The following is a 17,348-nucleotide window of genomic DNA, read 5'->3' on the forward strand; positions in this document are numbered from 1 at the left end:
CAGCAGAGGAGGTAGAGTTATGGAACAGCAGAAAACGTATATTGTCAGCTTCAACAGCACGGGGGAAGAGTACGTGTTCGGCGACGAGAGGTTTGCGGGGTTCTTTCAGGCCTGCCGGAGCGTCTACCCGATGATTATGGGAAGCCAGCCCAACGACGGCGGAAATCTCTTCCTGACTCCCGAAGAACGCGCCGAAGTCCTCAGCAGAGAACCGGGGCTCGGGAAATTCATCAGGAGGGTATACGGCTCAAAGGAGTTCATTCAGAACATTGAGCGTTACTGCTTCTGGCTGGTCGACGCAACGCCCGCAGACATAAAGCACTCTAAGATACTCTATGAACGCGTGAGCAGGGTCAAGGAGCACAGGCTTGCGAGCAGAGCAGAGGCAACGCGCAAGAAATCCGACAACCCCGCGCTGTTCTCCTGTATCCGCCAGCCGTCAGAAGAATACATGTTAATTCCACGTCATTCCTCAGAATGCAGAAAGTATATCCCTATGGGCTACGTGTCGCCTGACATAATAGCTACTGACGCTGTTATAATCCTGCCGAAAGCTACGCCCTATCATTTCGGAGTCCTCACAAGCAGTGCACACATGGCATGGATGCGCGTAATATGCGGAAGGCTGAAGAGTGATTACCGCTACTCGAACACTGTGGTGTACAACAATTTCGTGTGGCCGAAGGCAGACCCCAACATGGTCATGAAGATTTTCCGCACCGGCAGCGAAATCCTCCGCGCCCGCGAGAAGCACCCTGAGTCCTCGTTTGCCGACCTCTATGATGAAGTCTCGATGCCCAAAGACCTGCGCGACGCACACCGCGAAAACGACCGTGCAGTTCTCGAAGCATACGGGCTTCCTGCGGATATGGATGAGTTCCACATAGTAGAACATCTCGTGAAGCTGAACTATGCGATGACCGGCCGTGAATATCCTGAATGATTGGGAGGGGGATTAGTGGCGGTCCCAGCGGGATTCGAACCCGCGTCGCAGCCTTGAAAGGGCTGTGTCCTAGGCCTCTGGACGATGGGACCTCTTGCGTGTAAGCTAGTGGTGAATCGCGCGGGACTTGAACCCGCGACACCCGGATTAAAAGTCCGGTGCTCTACCGACTGAGCTAGCGATTCGGAAAAGCAACAGGGGCTATTATATTCTCACAGGCGGAAAATTGCAAATTCACGTGTTATTATTACTGCAATTATCATACACAGGAGGCAGGTAATCATGTTCAGGAAAGCAGAGAGGCGCAAGGCAAAACTCAGGCTCGCAATCACCGGCCCTGCAGGAAGCGGCAAAACATGGGGAGCACTCACGCTGGCTCAGGGGCTCGGAGGCCGCATCGCGATGATAGACACGGAGAACGGTTCGGGAGACCTTTACGCGGATATGTGCAGCTACGACGTTGAGACGCTCACAGCACCGTACTCTATACAGAAATACCTTGCCGCAATCCACGAGGCGGAAGAAGAAGGGTACGACGTGCTGATAATCGACTCGCTGTCCCACGCGTGGGCAGGAGAAGGCGGACTGCTTGACGTTCACAGCCAGCTCACGCAGAGCATGAAGAGCGGCAACAGTTATGCGGCGTGGAACAAGATTACCCCCATGCACAACAAGCTGATAGAGACGATGCTGGCTTCACCGTGCCACATAATAGGCACAATGCGGAGCAAGACAGATTACGCACAGCTCCAGAACGACAGAGGCCGGACAGAGATCCGCAAGGTAGGGCTCGCCCCCGTCCAGCGCGACGGAATGGACTATGAGTTCACCGTAGTGTTCGACTTGGGGATGGATCACAGCGTAACGGTCAGCAAGGACAGGACGGGGCTCTTCGACAGGCAGGTCTTCACGATAACTGCGGACACAGGCCGTATCCTCAAGGACTGGCTGAACAAGGGGGCGGAAGCTGTCCCGAATGCTCAGGACATCAGGAACGCCATCAACCGTCTGTATTATGGCTACATGGAACTTTTCGGGCAGGACGCGGCGACGGCGCAGGCGGCAATGCTGGCGGTTACGGAGGGGCGGGCTTCGCGTGAATGGACGCAGGAGGACATGAGGAATCTCGCGGAGGACCTGGCACTAAGGACGCAGAAGCAGGGGGTTGCGGACTCGGAAGCACTCTGAGGAGAGGAAGCGGCAGGAGGTGCTGAGCTGCTCCTGCCGGTGGGTTCACGTGCGATGTGTTTTATGTCGGCAGTAACATATGATGTACAATAGCAGAGTCCATACCATCACAATTTTTACCATGTGCTTGCCGAACAGTATAGTCCCCATCAGGGGGAAATAAAGCAGTGATTTCTTCCTGAACAGTATAATAAGTGCCATGCAGGGGATTGATAAATACTGCATTGATATAGCTGATGCAAAGCACACAGCTGAAATTGTGTAAAGCAGGAAATTGTTATCTATGTCTTCATATCTGAACGTGTACGCTCCAGCCAGCATAAACAGAGCATATACAGCGAATAAATACCTGTGAAACGGCAGAAATTCCATTCCATAAGGATCTGCAATGCTCCGGCTGAATACCGGGAGATGATTAATAATCCTGTGCAGAATATCAAGCCCGAATAGTGGAAGATTATTCCGCGATCTGTACAGAAATACGTTACTGATTATTCCCTGCTGTCCTGTGCTCCAGTATGGGGCAAAGCTCATTAGGAACAGCAGAACGGGAACGAACGCGTACAGAAACTTTTTGCGCGTATTAATCCTTCTGCTCATGAGAAGCCACATAGGAAACGCCCACATGATATGCTTAATTATGAGGCTCATCGAGAGCAGAACAATTCCTGCTGCGTCATTAATAGTGAAACGTTCATTCTCAGCAGAGTCTTCGATGTAAGATATTCCGTAAGCAGCACAAGCTACTGCCAGACCGTCAAACTGGCTTAAATAACTTACTGTCAGAAACGATAATGGATTCAGAAAAAACACGAGCCCCCACGTCAGGCTTGATTTCTTTGCTACAAGTCTGGCAATTAAGAGATCTGCAAGCGTCAGGACTGCGACGAGCATTAACTTGAAGACCAGCGCAACGTTCGGGAAATGAGATGCCACCTTGTACAGCCAACCCAGCAGTATGAAGAACGCCGGGCCGTAGTTGTAGAATTTCTGCTCAGCGTAGACGTTTCTTCCAGAGGCTGCAATCTCGCCGGTAGCTAGGAAGTTCCTGAAGTCAACGTAGTTCAGGGAGAAAGCCCCGACAACGAAGCGCGCGGCTACACACAACACGACCAGCGACACGCACAGAATTATCTTGCGTTTTTCCGTCATGCCGCCGCCTCCCTGAGATTCTTCCTGAGCTTCAGAAAATCACGGACAGTCCTCCAGCCAATCTTCACGATGCTCTTGATGTTCACAAAACTTTCTCCGCCCTGTCTTGGCCGGAACGTAATATCCTTGAACGTAATATTCTCGTGAAACCAGACGAAGCAGACTGTCTGCATAACGTTCAGCAGGAAAAGGTCATCCGTAAGGTACGGCAGATACTTTGCGACAAGCTCAGGTTTCATAAGTCTGTAAGGCACGTTAGCGTCAGGTATGTATATCCCGAACATCACGCGCTCAACAAGCCGCAGAACATTGCTGATGAATACCCTAGCCGCCCCATCTTTCCTGTCAGGCCTCTTGCCCAGCACAGCGTCATAATCATTCCGCAAAGCCCAGAACGCCTCGAACTCTTCTGCTCTTGTCTGCCCGTCCGTGTCCGTCTGGAAGATATACTCTGCCCCGTGTTCCAGCGCATACTTGTAGCCGTAAATGCACGTGCTCCCGTGCCCGCTGTTGGGCTTGGTGATGGGCTGGAGAAGCGGGCGTGCGCGCGACAACTCCTGAAGGATCACGTACGTGTCATCCTTGCTTCCGTCATCAATAACAACAAGGCGCGACAATCCTCCGCCGTCATGACTCTCAACAACGGGATACCATTCTTCAACAAATTGTGCTATATTTTGGGATTCGTTATAGGCCGGTGCAATGAGGTATAATACGGCGCGTGAGCTGTGAGCTGTGAGCTGTGAGCTGTGAGCATTGTACTTACATTATCTGCCATTGTCAACCTTCCTTCCTTACAAAATTTCCCGAAATTATATCACACATCATCACCTCTCAATTCAGCAAGTATCTTTTCTGCCGTCGCTTTCCCGATGCCCGGCACAGCCATCAGTTCTTCAGCACTAAGCTCGCTGACCTTCCTCGCGCTCCCGAATCTCACGAGCAGTTCTGCCGCAGTCTTCTTCCCGATGCCCGGAATGTCCTCAAGCCTCGACCGCCGGAAGCGTTTATCCCGCGCGTTCCTGTGAGTCGTTATCGCGTACCTGTGAACCTCATCACGAAGCCTCTGCAGGAGCTGTAGTGCCTCGTCGTCCCGGCCAAGCCTCAGAGGTTCAGCCCTGCCCGGCAGAAACAGAATCTCCTCGCGTTCCGCCAGCGCAACAAGAGGGAGACTGTACCCCAGCTCCTCGAGTGCACGTAACGCGTAATCAAGCTGTCCAGTCCCGCCGTCAATCACCGCCAATTGCGGGGCGGGCTCGGACTCGTCCAGAACATGACGGTAACGCCTCTTCACCGTCTCGTACATCGACTCGAAGTCGTTAATCTCCCCGTCCTCAATGCTCCGAATCTTGAAGCGTCGGTACAGGCTCTTGTTAGGACGACCCTGCTCGAACACAACACAGCAACCGTACGTGTCGTGCCCTGCCGTGTGTGAGATGTCGAACGCGTCAATTCTCCACGGGAGAATCTCAAGCCCCAGAAGCTCCTGAAGACGGTTCAAGACCTGCCACGTCTCATTGTCGAGGTCTTCCTGTAACGCCGACGACACTTTTTGCCGCGTCAGCCTCCAGATCGCCCGTATCGTGTCCCGGTAACGTGCCGCCTTCTCGAACTCCTGCTTCTTGGCCGCCTCGTCCATGCGTTTGCGGAGACGCTCGACTAATTCCGCCTGTTTCCCCTCGAACAGAAGCACAATGTCAGCTACGCGTTCCCTGTAATCGCTCTGTGAGCACAGCCCCGCACATGCACCCATTGACCGGCCAAGAGAATACTCAACGCACGGACGGCGTGAGGTGTCAGGCTTGATGGTCTGTCTGCACACACGAAGCGGGAAGTAGCGTTCCGCGAGCCGCATCAAGTTCCGTATGTTACCCGCATCGACGAACGGCCCGAGATACAGCGAGCCGTCATTGTTCTTGTGGCGCGTAATCTCCAGTCGCGGAAAGTCCTCGTTGGTGATTCGTATGTACGGGTACTTGTCCGACATCTTCAGCTCGACGTTGAAGAAGGGTGAGTAACGGCGGATAAGTTTTGCCTCGACGATAAGGGCTTCGGCTTCGGTTTCGGTGCGGATGATTGAGATGTCCTCGATGAGTTCAACGAGCTTGTTCAGGCGCGCCGATGCATGATGCCGGAAGTATGACGACACTCTGCGCTTGAGCTTTATTGCTTTGCCGACGTAGATAACTTTCCCGTCAATGTCCCTCATAAGGTACACGCCCGGTTTCTGCGGCAAGGTCTTAAGGATGGCTGAGATTTTGTCTTTCATGATTTCGCATTATAGCATCAACTTTCATCAAGCCTTATAATTTCATTACAATCCAAACTTTCACATAGGAGTGATTCATTAATGAAGTCATCTCGTTTATTGATGGCAGTGCTCGTTGCTGCATTGCTGGCTGGCTGCGCATCAGCTCAGGACAAAGCGGACTGGCCTTCACAGCTCCGTTTCATGGCAGGCCCTCCCGGCGGCAACTGGTTCGCACTCGGAACTGCGTTAAGTGAAATGTGGACAGGCGCAGGCCTCCCGCAGACCACCAGCTCCAGCGGCGGCGGAGTCTCCAACATCCTCAACGCTCACGCAAGGCGCGGGGACTTGGGGTTCTCGGTTACGTCCCTTCTCGGTGCGGCACTAAAGGGAGAAGCCGACTTCAAGGGAAGAGTCGTGAACAACGCGGTAATCATGGCGAACCTCTACACGCAGTACACCTACTTCATCATGAGGAAGGATTTTGCGGAGAAGAACGGCATCACGTCAGTCGAGGACATCATCGCAAAGAAGCTCAAGATGCGTTTCGCAACCCTCAAGCCCGGCACAAGCTCAGAGTTCGTCGTCAAAGCACTCTTCGACAAAGGCTACGGCTTCGACTACAAGAAACAGTTTCAGGAGTGGGGCGGAAGCGTAGAGTACGCATCATACGACGGCGGAGCTGACCTCCTCGCGGACAATCACCTTGACTGCTTCGCGTTCTCAATCGGCAAAGTCGCTTCAACCGTCATGAACATTGAGAGCCAGGTTGATATAGTGCTCCTTCCCGTAGGACAGGAAGCTCTCGACAAGCTCGCCGAAGCATACGGAACTGTTACCCTCACGATTGATCCGGGCATCTACAAGTCCGTTCCCGAAGGTGCAGAGCCGGTTAAGGTTGTAGGAGATTACACGTGCATAGTGATCCGCAAAGACCTTCCCGAGTCCCTCGTGTACGAGCTCAATAAAGCAGTTTGGGAGCACAAGGCCGAGCTGGTTGCGGCTGTTAAGGACATGGGAGAGCTTGAGCCGTCAATAGCTATCCCTGCGACAGTCCCTGCACATGAAGGCAGCGTGAAATTCTGGAGTGAAGTGAACAAGTAATGCGCAAACTTTCAGGTTTCCCGAAAACTATAATCTACCTCTACGTGCTGGCTATGGGAGTGTTCCATCTCTTCACGGCCAGCGCAGGAAACTATGAGGCGTATCTTCAGCGGAGCATTCACCTTGCGTTTGTGCTGCCTCTGGCGTTCGTGCTTTTTCCGGTAAACAGCAAAGCCCCTAAAGACAGAGTACCCTTCTACGACTGGATATTAGCTGTCTTGGCCGCCGCTCCGGGCGTGTATTCGATGGTGAACTACACGGCGATAACCGAGCGCATTCAGCAGATAGACCCTCTGACGACCGCACAGCTGGTACTCGGCTCACTGCTTGTGATTCTTCTGCTCGAGGGCACACGCAGAATCGTCGGGCTTCCGTTGTCGTTAATCGCGGCGTTGTTCGCGGTGTACATGCTTTACGGCTACAAACTTCCCGGGCTGCTTCAGGGCTTCCCGTTCTCGTACCCTGAAATTATCGAGCAGCTGTACTTGACTGATGAAGGCATCTTCTCGTCGCCGTTAGGAGTCTCCGCAACGTACGTAATGATATTCCTGATATTCGGCGCGTTCCTCGAGAAGTCGGGTGCGGGGGACTGGTTCATGAGCGTTGCACAGGCTTTCACGGGAACAACTCCCGGCGGACCGGCACAGATAGCAGTGCTGAGTTCGTGCCTGTTCGGCTCAATCTCAGGTAGCGCGGTTGCGAACGTCTACGGCACAGGAACTTTCACGATTCCGCTGATGAAGAAAATCGGTTACGAGCCGTTCTGTGCGGGGGCTGTCGAGGCTGTTGCGAGTTCGGGCGGTCAGATAATGCCTCCGATTATGGGAGCGGGCGCGTTCTTGATGGCTTCATTCTTGGGTCTGCAGTACCGCGAGATAATGATAGCCGCAATCTTCCCGGCACTGCTCTATTACGGCGCGCTGTTCCTGATGGTGAGGCTTCGTGCACTCAAGACCGGCCTTAAAGGTCTGAACCCTGAAGACCTGCCGACGAAGCATGAAGTCTTGGCCAAGTTCTACATGATTGCGCCGATTCTGGGGCTGATTGTGTTCCTGCTGATAGGTTATACGCCGATGCGCGCGGCACTTCTCGGGATCGGTCTAGCGTGGCTCGTGTCGTTCTTCAACTTCAAGCCCGAAACCACCGGCACACAGAAGGCAGTTGCGTGCGTTGTTGCGTTAATCTCTCTTGCTCTCGGAGTGTTCCTCACGCTGAAGCCTGAAGTGTTTAGCGGAATAAAGCCCGGCCTTCAGTTCGTGATTATCGGTGCGTACATGCTGATAGCTTCGTGGTTCAACCCCGGCATGAACACCCGCGAGTTCATCGACGCGATAGAGCAGGGCGCGCAGGGTATCCCTCTGGTGTGCGTTGCGTGTGCGACGGCGGGAATAGTTCTCGGTGCTGTGTCATTAACTGGCATCGGCGGTAAGCTCGTGGGGTTCGTAATCTCCTTTGCGGGTGATGCTCCTCTGCTTGCGTTAATCCTCGTCATGCTGATTGCTACCCTTCTCGGAATGGGACTACCTACGACCGGCGCATACATTCTTGCGGCGGCACTCGGTGCACCGATTCTCGTGAAGCTGGGTTTCCCTCCGATTGCGGCTCACATGTTCGTATTCTACTACGCAATAATCTCGAACATCACGCCCCCTGTTGCGCTGGCGGCCTATGCGGCGAGCTCAATAGCTAACTCCAACCCCAACAAGACAGGATTTCAGGCTATGCAGCTGGGATTCCTAGCGTATGTTGTGCCGTTCGCGTTCTGCTATGACCCGGGCCTTCTCATGCAGGGAAGCTGGGCGCAGATAGGCTGGGCAGTGCTGAGCGGGCTCGGGGCGGTGTTCTCGTTCGCGTATATGTGGATGGGTTACATCAAGAAGCCGATTAACGTCGTGATGAGAATCCTGCTGTGCGTTGCGGGCGTACTGTGCTTGACGGTGTGGCCTGCCTCGACTGTTGCGGGACTGGTGATTCTCGTTGCAGTGTATGTTCTGAACAGGAAACAGTAATCTTTGTGCGCAGACTCGTAAAACTCTTGCGGGTCTGCGTTTTTCGCGTTTACAGCATGAAATTGTCCTGAGTGATGCGCCTGAAATCTTCCGCGCCTAATGCTTCCGATGCTTCATCGATTCTCTGCCGGTAATACTCTTCCGCCGGAATGTCGTAGTAGTACCTCATGACGGGAAAATCACTTCCCCACAGCACACGTGAGATCATCCCTTCATCCCTGAGCCTCACAATGTTTTTCACCGGCATGAACGCGGTATCAGCCCATGCATTGGGACACTCCTTCATGACGGCTATGCACTCATCGATAGGGCGGCCGTGCGCGAGGATGACTCTTACGTCAGGGAAATCACGGCAGATGTTCATGTAAACTCCGGCCTCGCAGGCATCCCTTCCTCCTGTGTGGAACATTACGGGAAGGTTTCTGTCCCTAGCGATGTCAAATATGCGGCGGATTTCCTTACCGTCAGGATTCCAGTCCTGATGGTAGCCGTGAACCTTCAGCCCAGCAAACTCACGGAACAAGTACGGTTTCAAGCCCCGCGAGTGCCTGAGCATTCCCGGCGACACCCACAGGAACGGGACGGCTCTCCCCTCACTCAGAGAGACCGTCTCCTCAATCTCGCGCCGAACTTTACGGAATGGAACGCTGCCCGTTGAAGTTGAGGAGAAATAGTACCGTTCAACGTTCAGAGCCTTCATGCCCTCCGTGATTTCTTCGGGAGAGAAATACAGCTCGCCCTTGAAATATCCCGTGTGTACGTGAACATCAAACATTATTGTTTCCCAGCTTTCCTGTATTCTTCAACAAGCCTCTTGTTCAGGAACGCCACATCACAGAAATGTTTGCTGACCTCAAAGATTGAGCCCGTCTCGTTGAGATTCCTGACCATGCACATGGCGCAGAAAGGTTTTGCTTCGCACGCCATGCACTTCGGGAAATCCCGCCACTTCACAGCCCGCAGTTTCTTCAAGGCCTCCGAGTTATTCCACACATCGGCGACAGTCTGAGCGTGGGCATTGCCCAGAGGCCAGCCCTGAAACCCGGAGCACGGGTAAAACTCCCCGTTTGCCGCAACACACATCGAGTCTAGTCCCGCGCCGCAGATATGCTCGTCAGGATTCAGCGGTGAAGGCTCAATGTCCGCGTCAAGGATTGTCCTGTACTGTACATCGTAGCTGATTATGTCCTTGAGAAGTAGCTCTGTCTCATCGAGCGTCAGCCTGTTATCGAGGTTGTCCGTTGTCCCGTCAATCCTAGCCATCATGATATAGTCGGTGTAGCCCTTGATGCCGTGAGAATATGCCCAGTCAAGAACGTCCTTATATGATGCATAAGTTCTCCTCATTGTCGGACAGCTTATCTGTACGGGAACATCAGCGGCTATCAGGCGTTCGAGGCTGGCGATTGTCTTTGCGTGGGAGCCCGGGAGCTGAGTGATATAGTCATGCTCTCCCGGGTTCATGCTGTACACGGAGGCTTGCAGAAGGTCTATGTTTGCTTCCTTGAGGGCAGAGATTATCTCGTCAGTAAGAAGCGTAAGATTGCTCAGCACGGAGATTGAGAAGTCATTTTCCCGTGCTCGCCTGAGAATGGGGATGAAGTCCTCGTGAAGAAGACACTCACCGCCCGAAAATGTAACCTTCAGCGTTCCCATTTCCGCGAGCTGGTCGAGGATGCTCAACACAAGGTCAGTCTCCATGTCGTGAAAATTCCTTGTTCCCGGCAGGTAGCAATGTCGGCATCTCTCGTTGCACCTGCTCGTCAGTTCGAACTGGAACGCGAAGAGGTGCGGATCATTCCTGAAGTATTGTCCGAGAAATTCTGTCGTGGCCTGAGCGTCAGGCGATGCATCAAGTGCTGTAAGCGGTGCTGTCTTCTTATCCTTATGGGAGTAACTGAAGCGGGGCATCTTTACGCTGATTTCCTCCTCCGTCATCCCGGAAACAACAAAACTTTCAGCCTCAAGCTCATTCACGAACTCTGCGAAGTCTTTCGCAAGTTTTTCGCGTTCCGCACCCGTATAAACCTTCATGAGGCTGTCAATTATTTCGTCTATGGTCTTGGGTTTGCGTGTGAACTGCTGGAGAAAGATTTTGCCGTTGATGTCATAGATTCTGTCCTGCTTTGTGAGCTGGTTGACAATGTACCCAATATCCCCGAACGTTCGGACAAATGAATCATTAGCGAGACATACTAACAATTATTATTCCTCCTGTGAACAAAAAAAATTTCCCGGAGGATAAACTCACTCCGGGGCTGGCTTGTTTAGTTCTCGAATTCGCACTTATGGCAAGAAAAAGTGTTGCTGTACTCTTCGGGGCAGCCTGCGACGAATGACCTTTTCCTCGCGCTCTTTGCTACTGTCTTCGGTTTGCTGTATGCCATTGAAATTCACCTCCTTCTTGTAATGCCATCCATTGACGAAAATTTAAGCACACAACTATCAATCATCTTATTTCCCGAACTATGCTATAATACATGCGGGACAAGATAAGACCGCTGGCACACGCCAAAAAGTCATGTGCTTTTTCAACTTTGGTGAGTATGATTATAGCATGAAAACTTGTCCTTTTGTTGTTTTGTGAAAAATTAATTTTCCGCATCCTTAGAACATGACTCCCGAGACCAGATACACCCCTCCCCAAATAAGAGCAATCCCGCACAGAACGTTCACGACTTTCACAGCCCAGTACGTCAGGCTGTCTTTGCCGCTGTCCAGAAACTCCGAGAAAATCTGCGCAAACGTCCCCGCCCCGACAAGCACCGCACAATACCCCAGAGCGTAGCACAGCACCAGCAGGATACTTCCCGCCATTCCGCCCGAAGCGTCGGACATCGCGAGCGACAGCACGGGACTCACGTAGCCTATACTGCACGGCCCGACCGCCAGCCCCGACACAACGCCGAGCACAACAGCACCCTTGAGGCTGCGGCTTTCCGTTCCTGTCCCTCCTGAACCGAGCGCAAAGAACTTCACGCGGATTATCCCGATAAGGTGAAGCCCCATCACGATGAACACTGCGGCAGTTATCAGCGTCAGGAAACGTTCATAGCCGCCGAGCAGCATACCTATTCCCGACGTTATGAACCCCACAAGCAGGAGGTTCACGATTATTCCCAGACAGAACGCGCACGAAATCTTGAACGCGTTCCAGTGCGACGGGCTGTCAGTGTTCGCGACGTAACCCACAACCAGAGGGACGGTGCTTATACCGCAGGGGCTGAGCAGTACGCTGGCGATTCCCCAGAGGAACGCGCCGAGAAACTTCACAGCTCCCGACGCGTACATAAAGCGGAATATACTACTGACCATTATTCAGCCACCTTGCAACATCTTCCTTGAGCCTTCCGCCGCCGGAATAATGCACGGAGAGTCCTTCAGTGATGTTTGCCTTCGGTGCGAGCTTGGCTATTGCGGTGAGTGTCTGCCCGAACCTTCCGCCCCCGTGTGAGCAGAACGGCATTATAGTTTTGCCGGAAAAATCGTACTCCTCAAGGAATGAGGCAATCGGCATCGGGATGCTCGCCCACCAGTTGGGATAGCCAAGAATAATCACGTCGTACTGCTCGAAATTCTCGACGTGAGTCCTGAGCTTCGGACGTGCCTGCCTGTGCTGGTCTCTCTGTGCTTCGCGTAAAACTGTGTTGTAGTTCTCGCTGTAGGGTTTCTCCGGCGAAATCTCGAAGATGTCCGCCCCCGTCTGCTTCTGAATCTCGTACGCTATTCCCTGCGTGTTCCCGCTCCACGTGAAGAACGCGATTAACGCCTTCCCGCTGGTCTTGGCCGGTTCCTGCACAGCCTGAGAGGTCAGCGTCCCCGTCCCGACTGCTCCGCGCGCGAGCCTGAAGCCGACATTGTAGAGCCTGCGTTCTTGAGGAGCTGCCGCACGGTACGCACTGCGCATGTTCTTCGCAAAGTCATTCCAGCCCCCGCCCCTGTACACTCTGCGCGTACCTGTCTCCGGCCCTGCAGGAAGTGAAGGGTAATATGGTGCGTAAATGTCCCAGCACCATTCGCCAACGTTGCCGTGCATGTCGTACAGTCCCAGCCTGTTCGGAGGGAAGCTCCCGACATTGACGGTAGTAGCGCGATAGATGCCCGGTTTCGTCGTCAGCTTGCTCTGCGAAAAGTAATTCTCCTCTATCTCGTAGGGATAATGCCCGTAGAAATTCGCCTCGTCCGCACCTATCGAGTGTTCAAGGTTGAAGGGTGTTGACGTTCCAGCCCTGCAGGCGTACTCCCATTCTGCCTCTGTCGGGAGACGGTAGCCGTCTGCGGCCCAGTCCCACGTAACGCGTTCGCCCTCTATCTTATACGCAGGAGCAAGACCTTCCGCCGCGCTCTTCGCGTTGCAGAACATTACGGCTTCAAGCCACGTAACATTCTCGACGGGCAAACTGTCTCCCCTGAAGCTCGAGGGGTTGCCGTTCATCAGCGCGGAGTACTCCTTCTGCGTAACCTCGTACGGAGAGATGCTGAAGTCCTGCACCGTAACTTCATGCTGTGTCTCGTCGCTGCTCCGCCAGTTCTCGGACTCGGGGCTGCCCATCAGGAACTTTCCGCCCTTCACGCTCACCATTTCGTCAGCAAACGCACAGCCAGACATCAGCGCAACAAGTGCAAAGATGATTAATGCCCGCATTACTCTGCCGCCTTGTTGATGCAGGTTATTGCGTTGAGGCTTCTCGGGTAGCCGATGTACGGCACGCACTGCGCAACAACGTCCAGCAGGAACTCCCTGTCGTTGCCCATGTTCATATTGCCTTTGGCGTGGCCGATGAGCTGGGGTTCACAGCCTCCCTGTGCCGCAATGTAGCAGAACGTAATCATCTCGCGTTCACGGAGCGTCAAGCCTTTGCGCGTGTAGTAGTCCCCGAAGCAGTTGCCCGCAAGAAAACGGTTGATGACTCTCCTATCCTCAGGAGCATTCTCCACGAAGCCGCGCATCACTTCGCCGAAAATCTCTATCTGCGTGTCATTCCCGGCCTTCACGCGGGTTTCCGGCGTTGTCGTTGAAGCTGGAGGCAGAGGAAGGGAGATTCCTTTTTCCGCGAAAACTTCGTTGGCGGCCTTGAGGAAGGGACGTGTGCGTCCTATGCCGAGATACGCCGTGCCCTGATAGATGACTTCCTTCACCTCTGAGGGAGTCAGTCCTGCATCGAGTGCCTCAGGCAGAACTGCCCTGAACTCGTCGACACCCTGACAGCCAAGCAGCGTCGCGACAATCGCCATGTACCTCGTGCGTGCATCCAGCTTCGACTGGGCAGGCACTTCCTCAGAAGCGAAACGGCCGAAAAACTCCGCGAACTCCGGGTCTGTCTCCCTGAACTCCTCAACGTTCGCGAACACACATGAACTCATCACCATAACCATAATCACCCCGAAAAGTATTGTTCTCATCACGTTACCTCAACTTTGCGTATTCTTCTGCAGAGACGGCCTCGCACCACTCGTTTGAGGTCGCTTCTCCGCTGACTTCGACGGCCAAGTGCTGGAACCACGAGTCTTTTGCCGCTCCGTGCCAGTGCTTGACGTTCGCGGGAATGTTCACCACGTCGCCGGGAAAAAGCTCGCGCGCAGGCTTCCCCCACTCCTGATAGTAGCCTCTGCCGTACACGCAGACCAGTATCTGTCCGCCGCCGGTCTTTGCGTGGTGAATGTGCCAGTGATTCCGGCAGCCGGGCTCGAACGTTACGTTGAAGATCCCGACCTGCTCGAGCGAAAGGGGCGCAAGGTAGCTCTGTCCGTCGAAGTACTGCGCAAACGCATCGTTCTTCTTACCGAGCGGAAACGCGCTCAGCTTCTGCGCCTCAGGCTCAAGGTGAAGCCCCTTCGTGCTCAGCGTAATGTTCACGGGGTTGTTGGTGATCACCTTCACCGACTTCACGAGTCCTGCTGCCTTTGCGTTGTAGGCCTTGAACCTCTCGGACGCAAAATACCTCTCTCTTGCTTCGTCGTCCGCGAACATCTCCAGCGTGTGGACGAAGTTATTCCTGTCGCCCTGCTCCGCCGTCGCGAACAGCCCCATCACTCCCGCGTCCTCAGCCACAGCCCGCGAGAACTCCTGCACTGTCAGAGCCCTGAACTCCTCGAGGCATTCCGGCTTGACCTCGACGAGTGCCATCGACACGGTCTTGGCCGAACCTTCCTTCTTCTGCTCGAGGACTATCGGGTCAACCGGCAGAATCTTGAGGCTCTCGAAGATAGGTTCGCGCTCCGCAACGAATGCCTTGAACCCTTCACTGTCCCTGTGAACCTGATACGCGGCTTCATCCTCGTAGATTTCGAGTATCCTCATCAGATCAGGATTCCCCGCGTCAACTCCTCCGTAGAGCGAGTAGCTCCCCGACTCGTTTGGCGTGTACTTCGCGACGGTGCGGGCACTGATTGCCGCCATCTCTGGCATCTTGCCGGGCTTGGCCTGAAGCACCGCCCAGTGAACCTTCAGGGTATGACCCTCCGGCGCAAACACCGTGTGTGCCTCCGCAGTCCTCGCGAACAGCACGCACATCATCAACAACAACAATACTTTCATGATTCCCTCCTTAATTATTGTTAGGATGCCTGCGATTATACATGTTATATCTAACCTTCAAGCCTACGTAAAATTAACTATTGCGTTTTAGGGTTGAGGGGGTTATCATTCCCCGCGTTGTTCAGTTAGCACTAAATATGATTGAGTGCCATTAAGCAGGAGGAAGAAGTCATGAAGCTGAAACCGTTAGGCGACAGGTTGGTTGTCAAGGTACTTACACGCGAAGAGAAGACCAAAGGCGGAATAGTTCTGCCCGATACCGCAAAAGAGAAGCCCACTGAAGGTGAAGTAGTAGCAGTAGGGACGGGCAAGGTTCTCGACAACGGCCAGAAGCAGCCCGTAGAAGTCAAAGTAGGCGACAGGATAATATTCAGCAAGTACGCAGGGACAGAAGTAACAGTAGACGGCGAAGAGCTGGTAATCTTCAGCGAGCGCGACGTTCTTGCAATCGTAGAGAAGTAAGCAGGAGGATACACAGATCATGGCAAAGATATTAGCATTCGGCGAAGAAGCCCGCAGAGCAATGCTCAGGGGCATCGACAAAGTAGCAGATACAGTAGGAGTAACACTCGGGCCTAAGGGACGCAACGTAGTCCTCGAGAAGAAGTTCGGCTCACCGATGATCACGAATGACGGCGTAACCATCGCGAAGGAAATCGAGCTTGAAGACCCGTTCGAGAATGCCGGCGCACAGCTCCTCAAGGAAGTAGCCAGCAAGACCAACGACATAGCCGGAGACGGAACGACGACCGCGACGATTTTCTCGCGCGCAATCATCCGCGAGGGCATGAAGAACGTAGCCGCCGGTGCAAACGGAATGCTTATGCGTCAGGGCATCGAGAGGGCAATAGAGTTTGTGGTCGAGGAGCTCAGGAAGCAGAGCACCCCCGTAAAGGACAAGGAGAAGATTGCGCAGGTAGCATCAATCTCCGCCAACGACTCGGCAGTCGGCGCGCTCATCTCTGAGGCAATGGCGAAAGTCGGAGAAGACGGCGTAATCACCATCGAGGACAGCCAGACGGTCGGAACAACCCTTGAGATGGTCGAGGGTCTGCAGTTCGACAAGGGATATATCAGCCCTTACATGGTAACCGACAGCGACAGAATGGAAGCCAGCTTCGACGACGCATACATTCTGATTCACGACAGCAAGATAAGCAACATCAAAGACCTTCTGCCCATCCTCGAGAAGGTAGTGCAGACCGGCAAACCCCTCGTGATTATCGCAGAGGACGTAGAGGGCGAGGCACTTGCAACGCTCGTAGTGAACAAGCTACGCGGAGTAATGCAGGTTGCGGCAGTGAAGGCACCCGGCTTCGGCGACAGGCGCAAGGCAATGCTTCAGGACATCGCCATCGTAACGGGCGGAGTTGTCGTGAGCGAAGAGACCGGCATGAAGTTCGAGAACACTGACCTGTCGATGCTCGGCCGTGCCAAGAAGGTCAAGATCACGAAGGAAGACACGACCATCACTCAGGGTGCAGGCAACCCCGACGAGATCCGCGCACGTGCAAAGCAGATCCGCAAGGAGATCGAGGACAGCACATCGGACTACGACAAGGAGAAGCTCCACGAGAGGCTGGCCAAGCTGGTCGGCGGCGTAGCGGTAATCCAGGTCGGCAGTGCAACCGAGACCGAGCAGAAGGAACTTAAGCACCGTATCGAGGACGCACTTAACGCGACGCGTGCGGCAGTCGAGGAAGGCATAGTAGCAGGCGGCGGAGTTGCGGCACTGAACTGCGCGGCGGCACTTGAGCCGTTCGTCGAGAAGCTCAGCGGCGACGTACGCACCGGCGCAAGGATAGTGCTTGACGCGCTGAAGGCTCCTCTGTACCTCATCGCAGAGAACGCGGGCTATCAGGGTGATGTAGTTGTCGAGAGGGTCAGAGCCGAGAAGATCGGGCACGGCCTCAACGCGGCAACCGGCGAGTACACCGACATGGTAGCGGCCGGCATAATCGACCCCGTGAAGGTTACGCGCTCAGCACTCCAGAACGCGGGCTCAATCGCGGCAATGGTGCTCACCACTGAAGGCATCGTCGCCGACAAGCCCGAACCCAAGCAGGCCGCTCCTGCAATGCCCGGCGGTATGGGCGGAATGGACGGCATGTACTAGACGCTGTAAGCAGACAATTATCCCCCGTAAGTCAGAACGGCTTGCGGGGG

At 54.1% G+C, this 17,348-nt stretch carries 15 protein-coding genes and 2 tRNA genes; 6 read left to right on the forward strand and 11 right to left on the reverse strand.

Annotation, left to right across the window (positions count from 1 at the left end; genetic code table 11):
• The first annotated feature begins 19 nt into the window (after positions 1–19).
• A complete protein-coding gene (locus IJT02_07440; GenBank protein MBQ7544761.1) occupies positions 20–943 on the forward strand; it encodes a hypothetical protein in 924 nt (307 codons plus the stop codon).
• 16 nt (positions 944–959) lie between these two features.
• On the opposite strand, the gene IJT02_07445 is transcribed toward IJT02_07440, so the two are convergent.
• A tRNA-Glu gene (locus tag IJT02_07445) sits at positions 960–1,035 on the reverse strand.
• Between the two features lie 17 nt (positions 1,036–1,052).
• Positions 1,053–1,128 (reverse strand) — tRNA-Lys (locus IJT02_07450).
• A gap of 97 nt (positions 1,129–1,225) precedes the next feature.
• Here IJT02_07450 and IJT02_07455 point away from each other — a divergent pair.
• The gene (locus IJT02_07455) at positions 1,226–2,131 is read left to right on the forward strand and encodes an AAA family ATPase (protein ID MBQ7544762.1); all 906 of its coding nucleotides are present in this window, start codon (positions 1,226–1,228) and stop codon (positions 2,129–2,131) included.
• A 45-nt stretch (positions 2,132–2,176) separates the two neighbouring features.
• Here IJT02_07455 and IJT02_07460 read toward each other — a convergent pair whose 3' ends face one another.
• The 3 genes from IJT02_07460 to IJT02_07470 all read right to left on the reverse strand — a co-directional run bounded on the left by IJT02_07460 (position 2,177) and on the right by IJT02_07470 (position 5,552).
• Positions 2,177–3,253: a hypothetical protein gene (locus IJT02_07460; protein MBQ7544763.1), complete on the reverse strand. Its 1,077-nt coding sequence runs from the start codon at positions 3,251–3,253 to the stop codon at positions 2,177–2,179.
• A gap of 26 nt (positions 3,254–3,279) precedes the next feature.
• Entirely contained in the window at positions 3,280–3,987 is a 708-nt protein-coding gene (locus tag IJT02_07465; GenBank protein ID MBQ7544764.1) for a glycosyltransferase family 2 protein, read from the reverse strand.
• 113 nt (positions 3,988–4,100) lie between these two features.
• Positions 4,101–5,552, reverse strand: a complete 1,452-nt coding sequence (locus tag IJT02_07470; GenBank protein MBQ7544765.1) for an excinuclease ABC subunit UvrC — start codon at positions 5,550–5,552, stop codon at positions 4,101–4,103.
• An 81-nt stretch (positions 5,553–5,633) separates the two neighbouring features.
• On the opposite strand from IJT02_07470, the gene IJT02_07475 reads away from it, so the two are divergent.
• Both IJT02_07475 and IJT02_07480 read left to right on the forward strand, forming a co-directional pair.
• Positions 5,634–6,635: a TAXI family TRAP transporter solute-binding subunit gene (locus IJT02_07475; protein ID MBQ7544766.1), complete on the forward strand. Its 1,002-nt coding sequence runs from the start codon at positions 5,634–5,636 to the stop codon at positions 6,633–6,635.
• A complete protein-coding gene (locus IJT02_07480; protein ID MBQ7544767.1) occupies positions 6,635–8,644 on the forward strand; it encodes a TRAP transporter permease in 2,010 nt (669 codons plus the stop codon). The genes IJT02_07475 and IJT02_07480 overlap by 1 nt, the downstream gene beginning before the upstream one ends.
• Before the next feature lie 49 nt (positions 8,645–8,693).
• Here IJT02_07480 and IJT02_07485 read toward each other — a convergent pair whose 3' ends face one another.
• From IJT02_07485 to IJT02_07510, 6 genes are all read right to left on the reverse strand, one after another.
• Positions 8,694–9,419 carry an amidohydrolase family protein gene (locus IJT02_07485; GenBank protein ID MBQ7544768.1) on the reverse strand — a complete coding sequence of 242 codons (726 nt, stop codon included), beginning with the start codon at positions 9,417–9,419 and terminating at the stop codon, positions 8,694–8,696.
• Positions 9,419–10,846 (reverse strand): radical SAM protein, encoded by a 1,428-nt coding sequence (locus IJT02_07490; GenBank protein MBQ7544769.1) that lies wholly within the window; start codon positions 10,844–10,846, stop codon positions 9,419–9,421. The genes IJT02_07485 and IJT02_07490 overlap by 1 nt, the downstream gene beginning before the upstream one ends.
• A gap of 405 nt (positions 10,847–11,251) precedes the next feature.
• A complete protein-coding gene (locus tag IJT02_07495; protein MBQ7544770.1) occupies positions 11,252–11,959 on the reverse strand; it encodes a cytochrome C biogenesis protein in 708 nt (235 codons plus the stop codon).
• A complete protein-coding gene (locus IJT02_07500) occupies positions 11,949–13,289 on the reverse strand; it encodes an SUMF1/EgtB/PvdO family nonheme iron enzyme (protein MBQ7544771.1) in 1,341 nt (446 codons plus the stop codon). The genes IJT02_07495 and IJT02_07500 overlap by 11 nt, the downstream gene beginning before the upstream one ends.
• Positions 13,289–14,047 carry a carboxymuconolactone decarboxylase family protein gene (locus IJT02_07505; GenBank protein MBQ7544772.1) on the reverse strand — a complete coding sequence of 253 codons (759 nt, stop codon included), beginning with the start codon at positions 14,045–14,047 and terminating at the stop codon, positions 13,289–13,291. The genes IJT02_07500 and IJT02_07505 overlap by 1 nt, the downstream gene beginning before the upstream one ends.
• Before the next feature lie 4 nt (positions 14,048–14,051).
• Positions 14,052–15,182, reverse strand: coding sequence for an antibiotic biosynthesis monooxygenase (locus IJT02_07510; protein ID MBQ7544773.1), 1,131 nt, complete (start codon positions 15,180–15,182; stop codon positions 14,052–14,054).
• A 171-nt stretch (positions 15,183–15,353) separates the two neighbouring features.
• On the opposite strand from IJT02_07510, the gene groES reads away from it, so the two are divergent.
• Both groES and groL read left to right on the forward strand, forming a co-directional pair.
• Positions 15,354–15,644 carry a co-chaperone GroES gene (gene groES / locus IJT02_07515; protein MBQ7544774.1) on the forward strand — a complete coding sequence of 97 codons (291 nt, stop codon included), beginning with the start codon at positions 15,354–15,356 and terminating at the stop codon, positions 15,642–15,644.
• Positions 15,645–15,663: 19 nt separating this feature from the next.
• Positions 15,664–17,298 (forward strand): chaperonin GroEL, encoded by a 1,635-nt coding sequence (gene groL, locus IJT02_07520; GenBank protein MBQ7544775.1) that lies wholly within the window; start codon positions 15,664–15,666, stop codon positions 17,296–17,298.
• Positions 17,299–17,348 lie beyond the last annotated feature (50 nt).

It is taken from the genome of Synergistaceae bacterium, assembly GCA_017450125.1.
Taxonomy (GTDB): Bacteria; Synergistota; Synergistia; order Synergistales; family Aminobacteriaceae; genus JAFUXM01.